This is a genomic window from Variovorax sp. PEI5 (genome assembly GCF_056679935.1).
Genome location: NZ_CM155257.1, coordinates 115,551 through 134,567 on the forward strand (window position 1 = coordinate 115,551; position 19,017 = coordinate 134,567).

Genomic DNA, 19,017 nt, shown 5'->3' on the forward strand with positions numbered 1-19,017 from the left:
CGGCCCGCCGCCGGCGACCGTCATTCCTCCACCGACCCATCCAACGCCATCAACGCCATGTCCTCCACCACCACGCCTGATTCCGGCTCCCCCCGGCCCCGCATCCTGGTCGCGCGCGCCGTGTTCCCCGAGGTGATCGAGAAGCTCGAACGACATTTCGACGTCGTCGCCAACACCGACGACGCCGACTGGTCGCGCGATGAGCTGATCGCCCGCCTGCAGGGCTGCCAGGGCGCCTTCACCACCGGCAGCGTGAGGATCGACGAGCCCCTGCTCGCGGCCTGCCCGGCGCTGAGGATCTGCGCCAACATGGCCGTGGGCTACAACAACTTCGACATCGACGCCATGGCGCGCCACGGCGTCGTCGCCACCAACACGCCCGACGTGCTGACCGAGACCACCGCCGACTTCGGCTTCGCCCTGCTGATGGCGACCGCGCGCCGCATCACCGAGAGCGAGCATTTCCTGCGCCGGGGCGAATGGAAGAAGTGGAGCTACGACATGTTCGCCGGCTCCGACATCCATGGCGCCACGCTCGGCATCCTGGGCATGGGCCGCATCGGCCAGGGCATCGCGCGGCGCGGCGCGCTCGGCTTCGGCATGAAGGTGATCTATCACAACCGTTCCCGCCTGGCGGCGGAGGTCGAGGCCGAACTCGGCGCGCGCTACGTGGCCAAGGACGAACTGCTGGCGTCGGCCGACCATCTGGTGCTGGTGCTGCCGTATTCGGCGGCGTCGCACCACGCCATCGGCGCGGCCGAGCTGGCGCGCATGAAGCCGACCGCCACGCTCGTGAACCTGGCGCGCGGAGGCATCGTCGACGACGCGGCGCTGGCCGAGGCATTGCGCGCGCACACCATCGCCGCCGCCGGACTGGATGTCTTCGAGGGCGAGCCGTCGGTGAATCCGGCCCTGCTCACGGTGCCCAATGTCGTGCTCACGCCGCACATCGCCAGCGCCTCGATCCCGACGCGCCGCGCGATGGCGGATCTGGCGGCCGACAACCTGATCTCCTTCCTGGAGGGCCGCGGCGCGCTCACGCCGGTGCAGCCGACGCCCGCGACGACGGGCGCGGCACGCTGAGGTGGAGGCGTCGAACGCCGCCGTCATGGGCTCGGGCATCGGACTCTGGGTCCTGGTCGGCTTCGCGGTGCTGAACCTCGGGGTGCTGATCGCGCTGTTCCTGCGCCGGCCACCCGAGACGGACGCCGCCGGCGACGACGCGCTGTCCGACCAGGTGGTCGATGCGCTGGCCGCTTCCAGCGAGCGCACCGAGCGCGCCCTGCGCCACGAGATCGCCGAATCGGCGCGCGGGACGCGCCAGGAGCTCGGCCACAACCTGGCGACCTTCCAGGGCGTGCTGGTGCAGCAGGGCGCCGAGGCCACGCGCACCCAGAACGCGCAGATCGATGCCTTCGCGCAGCAGCTCGCATCGCTGCAGAAGACGCTGGCCGACACGCTGCATACCCAGCTCCAGGGTCTGGCGGAGTCGAACGCCCGGCGCCTGGCGGAGGTGCGAAGCACCATGGAGACGCAGCTCGCGCAATTGCAGCAGACCAATGTCGCCAAGCTCGACGAGATGCGTCGCACGGTCGACGAGAAGCTCCAGAGCACGCTGGAGGCACGCATCGGCGAGAGCTTCCGGCAGGTGGCCGACCGGCTCGAGCAGGTGCACAAGGGACTGGGCGAGATGCAGAACCTGGCCATCGGCGTGGGCAGCCTGCAACGCGTGCTGACCAACGTGAAGACGCGCGGCATCTTCGGCGAGGTGCAGCTGGAGGCCTTGCTCGAGCAGGTGCTCACGACCGAACAGTACGCCCGGCAGGTCGAGACCCGGCCGCGCAGTGGCCAGCGGGTGGACTTCGCGGTGCGCTTCCCGGGCCGCAGCGCCGATGGCGCTCCGGTGTGGCTGCCGATCGACGCCAAGTTCCCGCGCGACGACTACGAGCGCCTGATCGAGGCCCACGAGCGCGCCGATGCGCTGGCCGTGGAACTGGCCGGCAAGGCGCTGGAGGCCCGCATCCGCGCCGAGGCGAAATCGATCGCCGACAACTACCTCTGCGCGCCGCACACCACCGATTTCGCGATCCTGTTCCTGCCGGTGGAGAGCCTCTACGCCGAGGTGCTGCGCCGTCCGGGCCTGATGGACGCCATGCAGCGCCAGCATCGCGTGACCCTGGCCGGGCCGACCACGCTGCTGGCCATGCTCAACAGCCTGCACATGGGCTTCCGCACGCTGGCGCTGGAGCAGCAGGCCTCGGAGGTCTGGAAGACGCTGGGCGCGGTGAAGACCGAGTTCGAGCGCTTCGGCGACTGGGTGGCGCGCATCAAGGAGCAGGTCGCCAAGGCCTCCGACACCCTGGACAAGGCGGACATGCGGGCGCGCCAGATGCGCCGCGTGCTCAAGGGCGTCGAGGCCCTGCCCGAGAGCCAGGCGCAGGCCCTGCTGCCGGTGGGCGAGGTCGAGTCCGATGGCGACGAGGGCGAGCGCGCATCGTGACCGCCGAGCTGCTCCGGCTGATCGTCGCCCAAGTCTGCCTGCATGCCGCCATGACCGGCACGCGACTGGCCGCGCCGTTGCTGGCGCTGCAGCAGGGCTACAGCGCGGTGGCGGTCGGGATGCTGCTGGCGCTGTTCGCCCTGACGCAGGTGTTCCTGGCGCTGCCGGCCGGCCGCTATGCCGACCGCCACGGCCTGCGCCGGCCGCTGGCCATCGCGGTGACGGCGGCGATGCTCGGCGCCGCGCTGGCGGCGCTGTGGCCGACCTTTGCGGTGCTGTGCCTGGCCGCGCTGCTGACCGGCGGCGCCACCGGCATCGCGACGATCGCACTGCAGCGCCACGTCGGGCGCGTGGCGCAGAGCCCGACGCAGTTGCGGCAGGTGTTCAGCTGGCTGGCGATCTCGCCGGCGGCCGCCAATTTCGTCGGGCCGTTCGCCGCCGGGCTGCTGATCGACCATGCCGGCCGCGTCCCGGCCGACCTGCCGGGCTTCCGCATCGCCTTCGGCCTGCTGGCGCTGCTGCCCCTGGCCTGCTGGCTGCTGGCACGGGGCGCGCAGGAGCGGCCGACCCCGCGGCCGCCGCCTGGCACGCCGAAGCCGCGCGCGCTCGATCTGCTGGGCCAGCCGATGTTCCGGCGCCTGCTGTTCGTCAACTGGCTGCAGTCGGCCGCCTGGGACGTGCACACCTTCGTGCTGCCGATCCTGGGCCACGAGCGGGGCCTGAGCGCCTCGGTGATCGGCGCGCTGCTGGGAGCCTTCGCCATCGCGGCCGCCGCCATCCGGGTGGTGCTGCCGGCGCTGGCCTCGCGCCTGAGCGAACGGCAGGTGATCACGGCCTCCAACATCGTCGTCGCCGCGGTGTTCGTGATCTATCCGCTGACCGGCTCGGCGCTGGGCATGGGCTGCTGCTCGGTGGCGCTGGGCATCGCGCTGGGCGCCGTGCAGCCGATGGTGATGAGCATGCTGCACCAGATCACGCCGCACGCGCGCCATGGCGAGGCGCTGGGGCTGCGGGTGCTCACGCTCAACGCGTCGAGCGTGGTCATGCCGATGCTGTTCGGCGCCGCCGGCGCGCTCATCGGCGTGGCCGGGGTGTTCTGGGTCGTGGGCGGCGTGGTGGCGCTGGGCACGCGCGCGGTCGGGGGACTGCGGGTGCCCACGCCCGCCGACGAGCCTCAGAGCTTGTAGAAGCGCTTGATCGCGTCCCAGGCGTCGGCCGGGGCGTCGACGTACTCGAACAACCTGACGTCCTCGGGCGAGATCACGCCTTCCTCGGCCAGGAAGTCGAAGTCGATCAGGCGCTTCCAGTAGTCCGAGCCGAACAGCACGATCGGCACCGGCTTGGCCTTGCGCGTCTGCACCAGGGTCACGACCTCGAACAGCTCGTCGAGGGTGCCGAAGCCGCCGGGAAAGGCCACCAGCGCCTTCGCGCGCATCATGAAGTGCATCTTGCGGATGGCGAAGTAATGGAACTTGAAGCTCAGCGCCGGGGTGACATAGGGATTGGGTTCCTCCTCCATCGGCAACGCGATCGCCAGGCCGATGTTGAGGCCGCCGCCCTCGTGGGAGCCGCGATTGGCGGCCTGCATGATGCCGGGTCCGCCGCCGGTGCAGATGAAGAGCTTGTCCGCCGCTTCCTTGTCCGCGCTGTACTGCGCCACCATCTTGCCGAAGGCGCGCGCCTCCTCGTAGTAGTGCGAGTTGTGCGCCAGCTTGCGCCAGCGCGCCGCGGCGGTGGCGTCGCCGGCCGCGTCGGCCTGGGCGATCAGCGCATCGGACTCCTCGCGGCTCCTGAAACGCGCGCTGCCGAAGACAACCACCGTGTTCTCGATGCCGTGCTCGCGCATCTGCAGGTCCGGCTTCATCAGCTCGAGCTGCATGCGGATGCCGCGCGTCTCGCGACGCAGCAGGAACTCGGGATCGGCGAAGGCCAGCCGGGCCGGGTCGCGGTCCAGCGGCAGGCCTTCGTTGGAATGCGTCTGGAGCGTGGCCCAGGCATCGGCGAGGCGTTTGTCGTGAAGGTCGTGCGTCTTGTCGCTCATCGGTACTCCGGTCGCCGCCGGCAAGGGCGGGCAGGGGCCTCGGGACGAGGCCATGAAAAAAGGCTCCGGAAGGAGCCTTGTCGATGGTACGGGGAAGTTCAGACGCGCTTGCGGTACTCACCCGTGCGGGTGTCGATCTCGATGCGGTCGCCCTGCGCCACGAACAGCGGCACCGGCACTTCGAAACCGGTGGAGATCTTGGCCGGCTTGAGCACCTTGCCCGACGTGTCGCCCTTGACGGCGGGTTCGGTCCAGGTGATCTCGCGCTCGACGCTGGTGGGCAGTTCGACCGAGATGGCCTTGCCTTCGTAGAACACCACCTCGACGGCCATGCCGTCCTCGAGGTAGTTCAGGGCGTCGCCCATGTTCTCGGCCTCGACCTCGTACTGGTTGTACTCGGTGTCCATGCAGACGTAGAGCGGGTCGGCGAAGTAGGAATAGGTGCATTCCTTCTTCTCGAGCACGATCTGGTCGATCTTGTCGTCGGCCTTGAAGACCACTTCGGTGTTGAAGTTGGCCACCAGGCTCTTCATCTTCATGCGCACGGTGGCGGAGTTGCGGCCACCGCGGCTGTATTCGGTCTTGAGGACGACCATCGGGTCCTTGCCATGCATGATGACGTTGCCGGCGCGGATTTCTTGAGCGATTTTCATAGGTTGTCTGGCTGGTTGGCCGCGAGGCGCGGCAGGCCGGGGGCCATCGCGGCACCCGGAAGGCATCCGGGCCGAACAGCGGGCGGCACATGTTGGGGAACCCGGGATTTTAGCGGGTTTCCCGGGGCCCGGGCCATGCCGCGCCCGCCGCCGCGGTGAACGCCAGGAGCCGGGTCACGAGGTCGTCCTGAGCGGCCAGACGCGTCCGGGCCGCCTCGGCCGCGACCGTCCAGGCCGCGCGTTCCACCGCGTCGGGCCATGCCAATGGGGTCTCGTCGATCGCATTCCAGGCCGCGTGGAAGCGCCGCAGCGACGGCGGCGCGGCGATGGCGTCGAGCAGCGCGTCGAGCTTGGCGTGGTGGGCGTCGTCGTCCTGCGGATAGATCTGCCAGGCGAAGGGCGCGCCGGCCCAGAGGGCGCGCACCAGCGAGTCCTCGCCGCGCACGAAGTTGAAGTCGCCGGTCCACAGCAGCTCGTCGAAGCCGACCTGGGTCAGCAGCGGCAGGAAGTCGATCGAGAGCGCGCCGAGGCCGCCCGTCGCATCGCCGCCCAGCGCGGCCAGCGCGCCGCGCACCGCTGGCGCCGCGCGCCCGGCGGTCACCAGCAGGCGGATCGGCTCCGGTCCGCTGGCCCATTGCGCCAGCAGTCCGGGCAGCGCGCGCGGCTCGTAGCAGAACAGCGTGACCAGATGCTCGCCGCGCCAGGCGATGCCGTGCGCGGCCAGCCAGCCGGCGCGATCGAAGGCCGCGCGCCGGGCCGCGAGACCGGGTTCGCGCAGCAGGCCGCCGGTCGCCATGGTGAAGCCGGGATAGAAGAAGTGCTTGGTCAGGCCGGCGCCCGGGCCCTGGAAGACGGGCGAGGGCAGGGTGTGCAGGCGCTCGACATGGGGTTCGGCCGACAGGTATTCCAGATTGATCCAGGGGCGCGGACGGCCATCGGCCGCGATCCCGGCGGCGAAGCGCGCCACCAGCGCCGGCGCGGGATCGCAGCCGAATGCCTCGACCAGCACGTCGGGCACGTGCCCCGCCGCCGCGGCCCGCACGGCATCCGGGTCCGAGGCGTCGACGACCGTGACGCCCGCCTGGCCGTCGGGCGCCATCCATCCGACGAGCGCCGGAGCGTCGATCCAGATCCTCACGCTGGCGCCGGCGCGCGCCAGGCCGCAGGCCAGGCGCCAGCAGACGCCGGCATCGCCATAGTTGTCGACGACCTCGCAGAACAGGTCCCATTGCATGGTTCGATTCCCACCCTTCCGAAACGAAAAAAAGCCCCCGCGGCCGCTGCCGGCGGCGGGAGCCGGGCGTCGACGCGGCCGGGATCGCGATCCCGGCCGCGCGGCGCGGCCGTCAGGGCGTGGCGGTATCGCCCAGCACGATGCCTTCGCGGCGTGGATCGGCGCCACCGGTCAGCACCGTGGTGCCTGCGGACTGCCGGCGGATGATCGTGCTGATGCCGCTGGACTGGGCCGAGGTCGACACCGTGTGGCCGAGCGCGCGCAGGCCGGCGATCAGCGGATCGTTGTTGCCGTTGTTGCGGGTGTCGATGTTCGGGTGCTCGCCGCCGACCGAGGTCGTGACGCTGTTGCTGGCGCCGAAGTCGACCAGCGAGGTCGCCTGCTGCGCGTCCAGGCCCCAGTCGAGCGCGCCGACCACTGTCTTCACGACGTACTGGATGATCGTGCCGCCGCCGGGCGAGCCGGTGGCCATGAAGAAGTCGCCCGGCGCGCTGCCGTTGAACACCATCGTCGGCGCCATCGTGCTGCGCGGGCGCTTGCCCGGCGCGACGCGGTTGGCCACCGGCAGGCCGGCGGTGTCGACCGGGGAGGCGCTGAAGTCGGTGAGCTGGTTGTTGAGCATGATGCCGCGGCTCATGTGGTAGGAGCCCAGCGTCGACTCGACCGTCGTCGTCATGGTGACGACGTCGCCTTGGCGGTCGACGATGGTCAGGTGCGTCGTGCCGCGCTCGACCGTGGTGTCGATGCCTTGCGGCACCGCGCCCAGGTCGCCGGCCTGCGCCACGCCCATGCTGCGCGTCGTGCTGATGAGACCGGCGCGCGCGCGCATGTAGGTCTTGTTGAGCAGCGTGTCGGCGCTGCCGCCAGGCAGCGGCACGAAGTCGGTGTCGGCCACGTACTTGTCGCGGTCGGCATAGGCCAGCCGCTCGGCCTCGGCGACCAGGTGCACGCCGGCCACGGTCGGCTTGCCGCCCTCGAGGTCGATGGCCGTGGGCGCGTTGCGCGCCATGTCGAAGTTCTCCAGGATGCCCAGCGACGACAGCACGCCGATGCCGCCGGACGAGGGCGGCGACATGCTGCACACGTAATAGGCGCGGTAGGTGGTGCAGACCGGCTCGCGGCGCACCGCCTTGTAGGAGCGCAGGTCGGCCAGCGTGGTCTTGCCGGGCGTGATGGTCGAGCCGTCGGCGCCGGCCGTGATCTGGATCTTGGCGACGATGTCGGCGGCGATCGGACCGGTGTAGAGCGCATCGGCGCCCTGGCTCGCCAGCGCGCGCAGCACCTCGGCATAGGCCGGGTTGGTCAGCGTCGTGCCCAGGGGCTTGGGATTGCCGGCGGCATCGAGGAAGTAGGCGGCGGCCTCGGCGTCGCGCTTGAGGTTGGAGGCCGAGGAGGCGATGGCCGCGGCCAGGCGGCCGCCGACCTTGAAGCCATTGGCGGCCAGGTCGGTGCCCTGGCCGAACAGGGCGTTCCAGGGCAGCGTGCCATGGTCGCCGTGGGCCAGTTCGAGCATCCGCATCACGCCGGGCGTGCCGATGGAGCGGCCACTGGCGCGGGCGCTGGGCACCGGCGGGTTCAGGTTGCCGGCATCGTCGATGTAGCGCAGGTAGTTGGCGGTGGCGGCGGCCGGGGCGGTCTCGCGGCCGTCGTAGGCCTGCACCTTCTTGGTCCTGGCGTCGTAGTGCAGCATGAAGGCGCCGCCGGCCAGGCTGCTCGATTGCGGCTCGACCAGGCCCAGCACCGCCTGCACGGCGACGGCTGCGTCGACCGCGCTGCCGCCGGCCTTTAGGATGTCGCAGCCGGCCTTGGTGGCCAGCGGGTGGTTGGCGACCACCATGTAGGTCTTGGCGGTCACGAGCTTGTGGCCGACCACGTAGCCCGAGGCCGGTTCCGGCGCGGCCGGATCGCCGGCGAGTCCGGAGCCGACCACCACGGGGGCGCCGCCGGCGCTGGTCAGGCAGCTGTTGTCGGCCACCGGCGTGGTCGGGGTCGTGGGGGTCTGCGTGACCGGGGGAGTGGCGGCGGGGGTGTCGTCGGAGCTGCCGCCGCAGCCCGCGAGGACCAGCGACAGCGATACGGACAGGGCGAGTGCAGCGGGCTCACGCCAGGTTGTCGAATTGTTTTTCATGGGCGGGCGTCCAGGACATCGGAAACGATGCGAAGGTGGAAACGATTGGAAAGGCCGGGCATGCGAATGCCCGGTGCGGCACGTGCAGGAACCGCGCCAGCCGCCGGCGGCGGCGCGCCCCGGACGCCACAATACGCCCATGTCCGACGTGCACTCCGATCAATTGCTCAGCGAAGTCGCGGCCCTGCCGCAGCTCCCGGGCGTCTACCGCTATTTCGACGCCGCCGGCGCCGTGCTCTACGTGGGCAAGGCGCGCAACCTCAAGCGCCGCGTCGCCAACTATTTCCAGAAGAACCACGCCGGCACGCGCATCGGCCACATGATCAGCAAGATCGCGCGCATGGAGACCACCGTGGTGCGCTCCGAGGCCGAGGCGCTGCTGCTGGAGAACAACCTCATCAAGAGCCTGAAGCCGCGCTACAACATCCTGTTTCGCGACGACAAGAGCTATCCCTACCTGAAGATCGCCTCGCACGCCTTCCCGCGCCTGGCCTACTACCGCGGCGCCACCGACCGCCGCCATCGCTACTTCGGTCCCTATCCGAGCGCCTGGGCGGTCAAGGAGTCGATCCAGCTGCTGCAGAAGGTCTTCAAGCTGCGCACCTGCGAGGACACCGTCTACGCCAACCGCACGCGACCCTGCCTGCTCTACCAGATCAAGCGCTGCACCGGACCATGCGTCGGCTATGTCACTCCCGAGGCCTATGCCCAGGACGTCGCCAACGCCGAGGCCTTCCTCCTGGGCGACACGCAGGCCGTGCTGGGCCAGCTCGAATCACGCATGACGACGCATGCCGAGCGGCTGGAGTTCGAGCAGGCGGCCGAACTGCGCAACCAGATGACGGCGCTGTCGCGCGTGCTGCACCAGCAGTCCATCGAGATCGCCTCCGACAAGGACGTCGACGTGTTGGCCGTGCGGGTGCAGGGCGGTCGCGCCTGCGTGAACCTGGCGATGGTGCGCGGCGGTCGGCACCTGGGCGACCGGGCGTACTTCCCGGTGCACGTCGAGGACGCGGCCCAGATGGACCACGACGAGCTCGACGTCGAGGGCGCGGCACCGCCGGCATCGGCCACGGTCGAGACGCGGGTCCTCGAGGCCTTCATCGCGCAGCACTACATCGACGTGCCGGTGCCCGGCATCCTGGTGCTGAGCGAACTGGTCGGCCGCGAGCTGATCGAGGCGGTGGTGCAGCAGTCCGGCACCCGCATCACGGCCGTCTTCCAGCCGCGAGAGCAGCGCCGCCTGTGGCTGGAGATGGCGCAGAAGAACGCCGGCCTGCAGCTGGCCCGGCTGCTGGCCGAGGAGGGCTCGCAGCAATCGCGCACGCGCTCGCTGGTCGACGCGCTCGAACTCGCGCCCGACGATCTCGACGACTTCCGCGTCGAGTGCTTCGACATCTCGCACACCGCCGGCGAGGCGACCCAGGCCTCGTGCGTGGTGTTCGAGCATCACGCGATGCAGAACCGGGAATACCGCCGCTACAACATCGAGGGCATCACGCCGGGCGACGACTACGCCGCCATGCGCCAGGTGCTGCGCCGGCGCTACGGCAAGCTGGCCGAGGCCATGGCCGCCGAGAGCGACGCCCCGCCGGCGGGCGATGCCGCCGGCGTCGGCAGCGACGCGCCACCGGCCACCCGGGCCGCGCGCATGCCCGACCTGGTGCTGGTCGATGGCGGCAAGGGCCAGGTGTCGATGGCGCGCGAGGTGTTCGTCGAGCTCGGCCTGCCGCTGTCGCTCATCGTCGGCGTCGAGAAGGGCGAGGGCCGCAAGGTCGGCCTCGAGGAACTCGTCTTCGCCGACGGGCGCGAGAAGGTCTACCTGGGTCGCGATTCGGCGGCCCTGATGCTGGTGGCCCAGATCCGCGACGAAGCGCACCGCTTCGCCATCACCGGCATGCGCGCCAAGCGCGCCAAGGTGCGCGTGGGCGGCAGCCAGCTCGAGGACATCCCCGGCATCGGCCCGAAGCGCCGGGCCCGGCTGCTGCAGCGCTTCGGCGGCATCCGCGGGGTGGCGGCGGCCAGCGTGGAGGACATCGCGTCGGTCGAGGGCATCGCCTCGGAACTGGCCGAGGAGATCTACCGCGCACTGCATTGAGGCATGACGGCGGAAGCGGTCATGGGCTCATGCACAATCGAGCGCATGTTCTGGACCCTTCCGACCATCATGACCTGGACGCGCATCGTCGCGATCCCTTTGATCGTCGGCGTCTTCTACCTGCCCATGCCCGAGCCGATGCGCAACCTGATCGCGACGGTCATGTTCATCGTCTTCGCCGCCACCGACTGGCTCGACGGCTTCCTCGCCCGCAAGCTCAACCAGACCTCGGCCTTCGGCGCGTTCCTCGATCCGGTGGCCGACAAGTTCCTGGTCTGCGCCTCGCTCCTGGTGCTGGTGCACCTGCAGCGCACCGACGTCTTCGTCGCCCTGATCATCATCGGCCGCGAGATCGCCATCTCCGCCCTGCGCGAATGGATGGCCCAGATCGGTGCGGGCAAGAGCGTGGCGGTGCACATGCTCGGGAAGGTCAAGACCGTGGTGCAGATGGTGGCCATACCGTTCCTCCTCTACGCGGGCACGCTGTTCGGTGCGATCGACACCGGCCTCTGGGGTCGGTGGCTGATCTGGGTCTCGGCCGTGCTCACGGTCTGGTCGATGATCTACTACCTGCAGAAGGCCATCCCGGAGATCCGGGCGCGCACCCGCTGAGGCCCGCGCGAGCGGCGCGGCATCGGGGTCCGCGCCTGGCCGCGGCCGCCACCCGGCGCTGGAGATCAGGCAGGTGAAAACCCCTAGAATCGCCCCCTTCGTCGCGGGGCGGACCCAGGGAAGTCGTGTTGACACCCCGCAGCCCCGTGGTTGTAATCGTCGGCGGCGGCGTGTCGCCTGCGCATCGACTCCACCTTCCCCGGCCGGATCGCCTGTCCCTCCAGAACCGCGACCCCGTACCCGACGACCATCCGTCCACCTTTTCCTACGAGGCCCTCGTGAACAAGACCGAATTGATTGAGCACATCGCTAAGAACGCCGACATCTCGAAAGCCGCCGCCACCCGCGCACTGGAATCCACCATCGGCGCCGTTCGCACCACGCTCAAGAAAGGCGGCTCGGTATCGCTGGTGGGCTTCGGGACGTTCGCGGTCGGAAAACGCGCCGCTCGTACGGGTCGCAATCCGCGTACCGGCGAGGCGATTAAGATCAAGGCTGCCAAGATCCCGAAGTTCCGTCCCGGCAAGGCCTTGAAGGACGCATTGAACTGAGGCGAAGTTGCTCGGGGGTGCTTAGCTCAGTTGGTAGAGCGGCGCCTTTACACGGCGTAGGTCGGGGGTTCGAGCCCCTCAGCACCCACCACCCCGGCCAAGAAGGCGAACGTGACGTTCGCCTTTTTTGTTGGCTCCCGGTACCGTCACAGAGAGTGTTCAAGCATGTTTGAGTTTTTCCGCAAGTACAACAAGATCGTCATGGGGTTCTTGTTCTTGTTGATCATCCCGTCGTTCGTGCTGTTCGGCGTCGATCGCTACGACGGCGGGCAGCAGGGCGAGAAGGTGGCACGCGTCGATGGCCAGGACATCACGCGGCCCCAGTGGGACGCCCAGCATCGCAACGAGGTCGATCGCATCCGTCAGCAGATGGCCAATGTCGATCCCGCGCTGCTCGACTCCGACGCGGCGCGCTATGCGACGCTCGAACGCATGGTGCGCGACCGCGTGCTGGCCGCCGCCGCCGAGAAGGCGCACATGGCGGTCTCGGAGGAGCGGCTGGCGCGGCTGTTCGCCGAGGACACCGGGCTGGCGTCGTTCCGCACGGCCGACGGCAAGTTCGATCGCCAGCGCTTCATGCTGGCCACCGGCAGCACGCCGGAGCAGTACGAGGCTTCCGTCCGGGCCCAGCTGGCGACGCAGCAGGTCATGCTGGGTGTCTCGGGCACGACGTTCGCGACGCCGGCCCAGGCGAAGCTGGCGCTCGACGCGTTCCACGATCGTCGCGAGATCCAGACCGTGCGCTTCGATCCGGCCGACTTCCGCGCCAAGGTCACCATCGAGGACGCCGACCTCGAGACCTACTACAAGACGCATGCCGCGCAGTTCCAGGCGCCCGAGCAGGCCAGCATCGAGTACGTCGTGCTCGACATGGACGCCGTCAAGAAGAACATCGCCGTCGGCGATGCCGATCTGCGCAGCTACTACGAGCAGAACAAGGCCCGCTTCGGAACGCCCGAGGAACGCCGCGCGAGCCACATCCTGATCACCGCCCCGGCCAGCGCGCCGGCCGCCGAGCGCGACAAGGCGCGCGCACGTGCGACCGAGCTCCTGGCCGAGGTTCGCAAGGCGCCCGGCACCTTCGCCGCCGTGGCGCGCAAGAACTCGCAGGACCCGGGGTCGGCGGAGAAGGGCGGCGATCTCGGCTTCGTGGCGCGTGGCGCGATGGTCAAGCCCTTCGAGGACGCCATGTTCGCCCTGAAGAAGGGCGACATCAGCGATGTCGTCGAAAGCGAGTTCGGCTTCCACGTCATCCATCTGGACGACATCAAGCCCAGCGTGGTGCAGCCCTTCGAACAGGTGCGCGCCACCATCGAGAGCGACATCCGCGGACAGCAGGCGACGCAGGAGTTCGCCAAGGCGGCCGAAGCCCTGTCGGATGCGGTCTACCAGCAGCCCGACAGCCTGCAGCCGGCGGCGGACCGCCTGAAGCTCACCGTGCAGAAGGCATCGAACGTGGCGCGCGTGCCCGCGACCGGAGCCAATGGCGCGCTCGCCAACCGCAACTTCCTGACGGCGCTCTTCGCCCCCGAGTCGCTCGAGCGCAAGCACAACACCGAGGCCGTCGAGATCGGATCCAACCAGCTCGCGGTGGGGCGCGTCGTGCAGTACTCGCCGGCACGCGTCGTGCCCTTGGCCGAAGTCAAGGAGCAGGTCCGCGGCCAGCTGGTCGCCGAACGCGCCGCCGCCCTGGCCAAGGCCGAGGGCGAAGCCAAGCTCGCGGCCTGGAAGACCAACGCGGCGGGCGCCCCCTTCGGTGCTCCCGTCACGGTGTCACGGCTCGAGACGCAATCGCAGTCCCAGGCGGTGATCGACAGCGCCTTGCGCCTCGATTCATCCAAGCTGCCGACGCTCACCGGCGTCGATCTGGGCAAGGAGGGCTATGTCGTCGTGCGGACCGTGAAGTCGGTCCCGCGCACCGCGCCCAGCGCCGAGGTGGCCAAGCAGGAAGCCGAGCAGGTCACGCAGGCCATCTCGACGGCGGAGAATGCCGCCTACTACGAACTGCTCAAGCAGCGCTTCAAGGCGGAAATCCTGGTCCCGACACCCGCGGATGCCATGTAGGCCATTCGACCCCCGATTTTCACGCTACAATCGTGGACTCCAAATGGTGGCTGTAGCTCAGCTGGTAGAGTCCCAGATTGTGATTCTGGTCGTCGTGGGTTCGAGTCCCATCAGCCACCCCAGACTCGATAAGAAAAGCCCCGCATGAAATCATGCGGGGCTTTTTTCTTGGGTGTCGTCCGGGGTCTCGTGCACGGCCTCACCCGATTTAACCAATTAAGCCTCAGGGACATGTGGTCTTGTCCTATAGCCCGTGGCCGTGTCGCGCTGCACTGTGAAGACCTTATTAATCTTCGAGGAAATCAGCATGAACTTCATCATTTGGCTTGTGGTCGGTGGCCTGATCGGTTGGGTGGCGAGCAAGATCATGAATACGGACGCGCAACAGGGCATCTTCCTGAACATCGTGGTCGGTATCGTGGGTTCCATGCTGGGTGGTTGGCTGGTCGCGCCGCTGCTCGGGTCGGGCACCGTGAACCAGAACGACTTCAGCATCATGGGCCTGCTGTCCTCGCTGATCGGTGCGGTCATCCTGCTGGCGATCGTCAACTTCTTCCGTCGCGGCAAGGTGCGCTGAGCATTGTCCGACCGACACGATCCGCATCCGGCATGCGGATCGTGCGGACGGCAAAAAGCCCCCAGGATCCGTTGCCATGGCAACGTCTCCTGGGGGCTTTTCTCGTCTTGGTGCCCGAGGCCGGAATCGAACCGGCACGCCTTGCGGCGGGGGATTTTCTTACCACTTCGACTTTCGCCGCCCCTGTGACGGGTTCGTGGTCTGGAGCACGCCTTCACCTTAGTCTTTCGACCTTAGGTGCCCGCCGTCTGCTCTCTACACCTTCCCCGGGTCTTTCGATCCGGGGCTTGGCTCGGTATTAGCTCGGACTCGCGTCCAGGGCCTTCGCCGAGTTTGACGGGCTTCACCTCAAGAATTTCTTCAAGAGGGCTCAAATTTGGTCTGAGTCCCCTGCGTCTACCAATTTCACCACTCGGGCTGGAACGCAATCTTCCTGTTTCGCTGCGCCCGGCTCCGATGGATACGGATATCCAGCAAATCCGGCGCAGCCGAAAATTATGGCACAGTGCTCCGACACAAAGTTGACTTTCCATACGGATGCGTCCCGCATGCAACGCGCGACCACCCTCCCGCTTTTTCGAACGGACGACGAGATGAGCTATCCCACGATCGAAGATGCCATCGGCAAGACGCCGCTGGCGGCACTGCAACGCATCGATGCCGCCGACAACGCGCGGCGCGGCAACGTGATCCTCGGCAAGCTCGAGGGCAACAACCCGGCGGGTTCGGTCAAGGACCGGCCCGCGCTGTCGATGATCCGGCGGGCCGAGGAGCGCGGCGAGATCAAGCCGGGCGACACGCTGATCGAGGCGACGTCCGGCAATACCGGCATCGCGCTGGCGATGGCCGCGGCGATCAAGGGCTACCGCATGGTGCTGGTGATGCCCGAGGACCTGTCGATCGAGCGCGCGCAGACGATGAAGGCCTTCGGCGCCGAACTGATGCTCACGCCCAAGAGCGGCGGCATGGAATACGCTCGCGACCTGGCCGACCAGATGGTGCGCCAGGGCAAGGGCCGGGTGCTCGACCAGTTCTCCAATCCGGACAACCCGCGCATCCACTACGAGACCACCGGTCCCGAGATCTGGCAGGACACACAGGGCCGCGTGACGCATTTCGTGAGCGCGATGGGCACGACCGGCACCATCACCGGCGTGTCGCGCTACCTGAAGGAGAAGAATCCGGAAGTGCGGATCATCGGCGCGCAGCCGGAGGAGGGCTCGCGCATCCCGGGCATCCGCAAGTGGCCGCAGGAATACATGCCGCGCATCTACGATCCGAGCCACGTCGACCAGGTGGTCAACGTGAGCCAGGACAACGCCGAGGAGATCTGCCGCCGCATGGCGCGCGAGGAGGGCATCTTCGGTGGCATCTCGGCGGCCGGGGCCCTGTGGGCGGCGCTCGAGATCGCGCGCACGGTGGAGAACGCGACCATCGTCTTCATCGTCTGCGATCGCGGCGACCGCTATCTCTCGACCGGCGTGTTTCCCGCCTGAGCCGCGCCATGCAAGACCCCAAGTTCTGCCCGGCGTGCGCCACGCCGCTCGAATCGATCGAGCTGATGGAGGATGGCGGCCCCAAGGTCCGCCTGCGTTGCCCGGCCTGCGACTACACGCACTGGAACAACCCGACGCCGGTGCTGGCCGCCATCGTCGAATACCACGGCCAGGTGCTGCTGGCGCGCAACGCGGCCTGGCCGCCGAAGATGTTCGCGCTGATCACCGGCTTCATGGAAGCCGGCGAGACGCCCCAGGAAGGCATCGCGCGCGAGGTCAAGGAGGAGACCAACCTCGACGTGAGCGAGGTCCACCTGGTGGGCGTCTACGATTTCCAGCGCATGAATCAGGTCATCATCGCCTACCACGTGGTGGCCGATGGCGTCGTCCGGCTGTCGCCCGAGCTGCTGGACTGGCGGCTCCATGATCTGCCCGATCTGAAGTGCTGGCCGGCCGGCACCGGCCACGCGCTGGCCGACTGGCTGCGTTCGCGGGGCCACCAGCCGGTCTACTTCACGGCCGAGGAGAACGAGGAGCGCCGGCGCGGCCTGGATGCGCCGCCGCCGGCCGATGGAGCGACATCGAAATGAGCGCCCCCCCCATCGACGTCGATCGCGAGATCGACACGCGCGGCCTGCGCTGCCCCTTGCCCATCCTCAAGGCCAAGCGCTCGCTCAACGACATGGCCAGTGGCCAGCTGCTGCGGGTGATCTCGACCGATCCCGGCTCGCTGCGCGACTTCGAGGCCTTCGCGCGCCAGACCGGCAACGACCTGGTCGAGCAGCAGACGCAGGGCGACGATTTCATCCACGTCCTGCGGCGCCGCTGACCTTCCGCGCCCGCCGATGCCGATGCCCAGCGGTTCGTCCATTCCCGGCCGGTCGCCCGGTGGCACCACGCGACGCCGACGCGGGGCCATGGCCGCCGTGGCGGTGCTGGTCCTGGGCTTCGCCGCGACGGCCGGCGTGCTGGCCATGAGAGACCCCCGACCCGCCATGCCGTCCGAAGCCGCCGCGACCTCCGCCATGCCGTCCGAAGCCGCCGCGACCTCCGCCATGCCGCTCGCCGTGCTGGGCGACTCCAACAGCCACTCCTACCAGGACGGCCTCGCGTTTCCACCCGACTCGGGCGCGCGCGGTGGCGAATTCCACGCGACCACCCTGCAGTGGACCGAGGTGCTGGCGCGCCTGCGCGGTCGCGAGATCGATCCGGGGCGCTGGGTCGAATGGGGCCGCTCGGGCCTGGCGGCGAAGGTCGGCACGGTGCTGGGCCTGTCGCTGGGGCGCGTGCCGCGCAAGCAGGACCACCTCTACAACTTCGCCGTCTCCGGCGCCATCTGCAGCCACCTGACCGAGGGCACGCAACGTCAGGCGCAGCGACTGGCCACGCTGATGGCGGACGATCCCGGGCGCTGGCGGGACGGCGTGGTGGTGATCCGCATCGGCCTGAACGACTGGGCCGGCCTCCTTGATGCGCAGTCCCGCCGGGTCGATGCCGCCGACCTGCCGGAGACCCGGGACACCATCGCGCGCTGCACCGCTCAGATGGGCGAGGCGATCCGACGGGTCCGTGCCGTGGTGCCCGACGTGCGCATCGTGCTGGTCGGCGTGGCCGACGAATCCGCCGATCCGGAGACCTTCGAGCGCTGGAACAGCCAGGCGGAGACCGACAACATCCGCGCGGCGCTGGCACGCTTCAACGGCGCGATCGAGCGCCTGGCCAAGGCCACGCCCGGCGCCATCTTCTTCGACGACGATGCCTGGGTGCGCAGGACCTGGGGATCGCGCGATGCCCAGGGCCGGCCGGCCTATCGCACGGTGCCGATCGGTACCGCGCTGCGCGTGACCAACACGGCCGGCGACGCGCCACGGCATGCCATCCTGGCCGACCACCACGCGGGGCTGGTCTACAACACGCTATGGACCCAGTCGCTGATCGAGCATCTGCGCGCGGGCTTCGGCCTCCCGCTCACGCCGATCACCGATGCCGACGTCACCCATTTCATCGAGGCGACGCTGGCAACCGCATCGACGACCCCGAAGCCCTGACCCTCGACATACGGCTCCCATGCCAGGGACACCGAGGAACCGGCTCCGCCAGTCCTCCGGTGTCGCCCCCTGCAAGGGGGTTGGCGCAGCGACACGAAGTGCGCGGAGACTGGGAGTGGGTTCAGAGCGCGAGGCCCTTGAGGTATTCGCGGAACTGGGCGCCCACTTCCGGATGCGCCAGGGCCAGTTCGACGCTGGCCTGCAGGAAGCCTTCCTTGCTGCCGCAGTCGTAGCGCGTGCCCTTGTAGGCATAGGCATAGACGGCTTCCTTCTTCATGAGCGAAGCGATGCCATCGGTCAGCTGGATCTCGCCACCGGCGCCCTTGGGCTGGTTGCGGATCTCGGCGAACACGCCGGGCGTGAGCACATAGCGGCCGGCCACGCCCAGGCGCGAGGGCGCCGACTCGGGCGACGGCTTCTCGACCATGCGGTTGACCTTGACCAGGCCGTCCTCGATCTGGTCGCCGGCGACGATGCCATAGCGCTTGACCTGGTCCAGCGGCACTTCCTGCACCGCCAGCAGCGAGCGGCCGAGCTGCGCGAAGGCGGCGGTCATCTGCGCCATCACCGGCTGGCCGTCGGTGGGGCCGACCATCAGGTCGTCCGCCAGCAGCACGGCGAAGGGCTCGTTGCCCACCAAGTGCTCGGCGCACAGCACGGCGTGGCCGAGACCCAGCATGCGCGGCTGGCGCACATAGGAGACGGTCATGTCGTCGGGCATGACCGAGCGGGCGATGTTGAGCAGGGCCGTCTTGCCGCTGGCCTCGAGCTGGCTCTCAAGCTCGTAGGCGGTGTCGTAATGGTCCTCGATGGCGCGCTTGTTGCGGCCGGTGACGAAGATCATGTCGCGGATGCCGGCCGCATAGGCTTCCTCGACCGCGTACTGGATCAGCGGCTTGTCGACCACCGGCAGCATCTCCTTGGGTTGTGCCTTGGTGGCGGGCAGGAAACGGGTGCCGAAGCCGGCCACGGGGAAGACGGCCTTGCGGATGCGCGTGGTATTGGACATGTAGTC

The 19,017-nt window shown here is 68.9% G+C and carries 17 protein-coding genes and 2 tRNA genes; 14 read left to right on the top strand and 5 right to left on the bottom strand.

Translation table 11 applies throughout. The features are described from left to right. Positions 1–57 precede the first annotated feature (57 nt). Genes AC1MLT_RS00565 through AC1MLT_RS00575 form a run of 3 tightly spaced genes read left to right on the top strand, consistent with a single transcriptional unit; the run spans position 58 to position 3,687 of the window. Entirely contained in the window at positions 58–1,083 is a 1,026-nt protein-coding gene (locus tag AC1MLT_RS00565; protein WP_481033361.1) for a 2-hydroxyacid dehydrogenase, read from the top strand. 25 nt (positions 1,084–1,108) lie between these two features. Beyond that, positions 1,109–2,500, top strand: coding sequence for a DNA recombination protein RmuC (locus tag AC1MLT_RS00570; RefSeq protein WP_481035067.1), 1,392 nt, complete (start codon positions 1,109–1,111; stop codon positions 2,498–2,500). After that, positions 2,494–3,687 (top strand): MFS transporter, encoded by a 1,194-nt coding sequence (locus tag AC1MLT_RS00575; protein WP_481035068.1) that lies wholly within the window; start codon positions 2,494–2,496, stop codon positions 3,685–3,687. The genes AC1MLT_RS00570 and AC1MLT_RS00575 overlap by 7 nt, the downstream gene beginning before the upstream one ends. On the opposite strand, the gene AC1MLT_RS00580 is transcribed toward AC1MLT_RS00575, so the two are convergent. The 4 genes from AC1MLT_RS00580 to AC1MLT_RS00595 form a co-directional block, all read right to left on the bottom strand. Beyond that, on the bottom strand, positions 3,675–4,541 hold the full coding sequence (locus AC1MLT_RS00580) for an LOG family protein (RefSeq protein WP_481033362.1): 867 nt from the start codon (positions 4,539–4,541) through the stop codon (positions 3,675–3,677). The genes AC1MLT_RS00575 and AC1MLT_RS00580 overlap by 13 nt on opposite strands. A 98-nt stretch (positions 4,542–4,639) precedes the next feature. Then, the gene (gene efp / locus AC1MLT_RS00585; protein ID WP_481033363.1) at positions 4,640–5,194 is read right to left on the bottom strand and encodes an elongation factor P; all 555 of its coding nucleotides are present in this window, start codon (positions 5,192–5,194) and stop codon (positions 4,640–4,642) included. 109 nt (positions 5,195–5,303) lie between these two features. Next, positions 5,304–6,428: an elongation factor P maturation arginine rhamnosyltransferase EarP gene (gene earP, locus AC1MLT_RS00590; protein ID WP_481033364.1), complete on the bottom strand. Its 1,125-nt coding sequence runs from the start codon at positions 6,426–6,428 to the stop codon at positions 5,304–5,306. Between the two features lie 112 nt (positions 6,429–6,540). Further along, positions 6,541–8,556: a gamma-glutamyltransferase family protein gene (locus tag AC1MLT_RS00595; RefSeq protein ID WP_481033365.1), complete on the bottom strand. Its 2,016-nt coding sequence runs from the start codon at positions 8,554–8,556 to the stop codon at positions 6,541–6,543. A gap of 139 nt (positions 8,557–8,695) precedes the next feature. On the opposite strand from AC1MLT_RS00595, the gene uvrC reads away from it, so the two are divergent. From uvrC to AC1MLT_RS00650, 11 genes are all read left to right on the top strand, one after another. Next, positions 8,696–10,654: an excinuclease ABC subunit UvrC gene (gene uvrC / locus AC1MLT_RS00600; protein ID WP_481033366.1), complete on the top strand. Its 1,959-nt coding sequence runs from the start codon at positions 8,696–8,698 to the stop codon at positions 10,652–10,654. Between the two features lie 45 nt (positions 10,655–10,699). After that, entirely contained in the window at positions 10,700–11,266 is a 567-nt protein-coding gene (gene pgsA / locus AC1MLT_RS00605) for a CDP-diacylglycerol--glycerol-3-phosphate 3-phosphatidyltransferase (RefSeq protein ID WP_481033367.1), read from the top strand. Between the two features lie 278 nt (positions 11,267–11,544). Further along, positions 11,545–11,817, top strand: a complete 273-nt coding sequence (locus AC1MLT_RS00610) for an HU family DNA-binding protein (protein WP_215247508.1) — start codon at positions 11,545–11,547, stop codon at positions 11,815–11,817. A 15-nt stretch (positions 11,818–11,832) separates the two neighbouring features. After that, positions 11,833–11,908, top strand: a tRNA-Val gene (locus AC1MLT_RS00615). A 74-nt stretch (positions 11,909–11,982) separates the two neighbouring features. Then, entirely contained in the window at positions 11,983–13,881 is a 1,899-nt protein-coding gene (locus tag AC1MLT_RS00620; RefSeq protein ID WP_481033368.1) for a SurA N-terminal domain-containing protein, read from the top strand. Between the two features lie 46 nt (positions 13,882–13,927). Further along, a tRNA-His gene (locus tag AC1MLT_RS00625) sits at positions 13,928–14,003 on the top strand. Between the two features lie 185 nt (positions 14,004–14,188). Beyond that, complete coding sequence (locus tag AC1MLT_RS00630; RefSeq protein WP_481033369.1) at positions 14,189–14,458, top strand: GlsB/YeaQ/YmgE family stress response membrane protein; 270 nt, start codon at positions 14,189–14,191, stop codon at positions 14,456–14,458. Between the two features lie 593 nt (positions 14,459–15,051). Beyond that, positions 15,052–15,954, top strand: a complete 903-nt coding sequence (gene cysM / locus AC1MLT_RS00635) for a cysteine synthase CysM (protein ID WP_481033370.1) — start codon at positions 15,052–15,054, stop codon at positions 15,952–15,954. An 8-nt stretch (positions 15,955–15,962) separates the two neighbouring features. Further along, a complete protein-coding gene (locus AC1MLT_RS00640) occupies positions 15,963–16,544 on the top strand; it encodes an NUDIX domain-containing protein (RefSeq protein WP_481033371.1) in 582 nt (193 codons plus the stop codon). A gap of 11 nt (positions 16,545–16,555) precedes the next feature. Next, entirely contained in the window at positions 16,556–16,783 is a 228-nt protein-coding gene (locus AC1MLT_RS00645; protein WP_481035070.1) for a sulfurtransferase TusA family protein, read from the top strand. A gap of 16 nt (positions 16,784–16,799) precedes the next feature. Next, the gene (locus tag AC1MLT_RS00650; RefSeq protein WP_481033372.1) at positions 16,800–18,002 is read left to right on the top strand and encodes an SGNH/GDSL hydrolase family protein; all 1,203 of its coding nucleotides are present in this window, start codon (positions 16,800–16,802) and stop codon (positions 18,000–18,002) included. Positions 18,003–18,123: 121 nt separating this feature from the next. Here the strand turns inward: AC1MLT_RS00650 and galU are convergent, their stop codons facing one another. Beyond that, on the bottom strand, positions 18,124–19,011 hold the full coding sequence (gene galU, locus AC1MLT_RS00655) for a UTP--glucose-1-phosphate uridylyltransferase GalU (protein ID WP_481033373.1): 888 nt from the start codon (positions 19,009–19,011) through the stop codon (positions 18,124–18,126). Positions 19,012–19,017 lie beyond the last annotated feature (6 nt).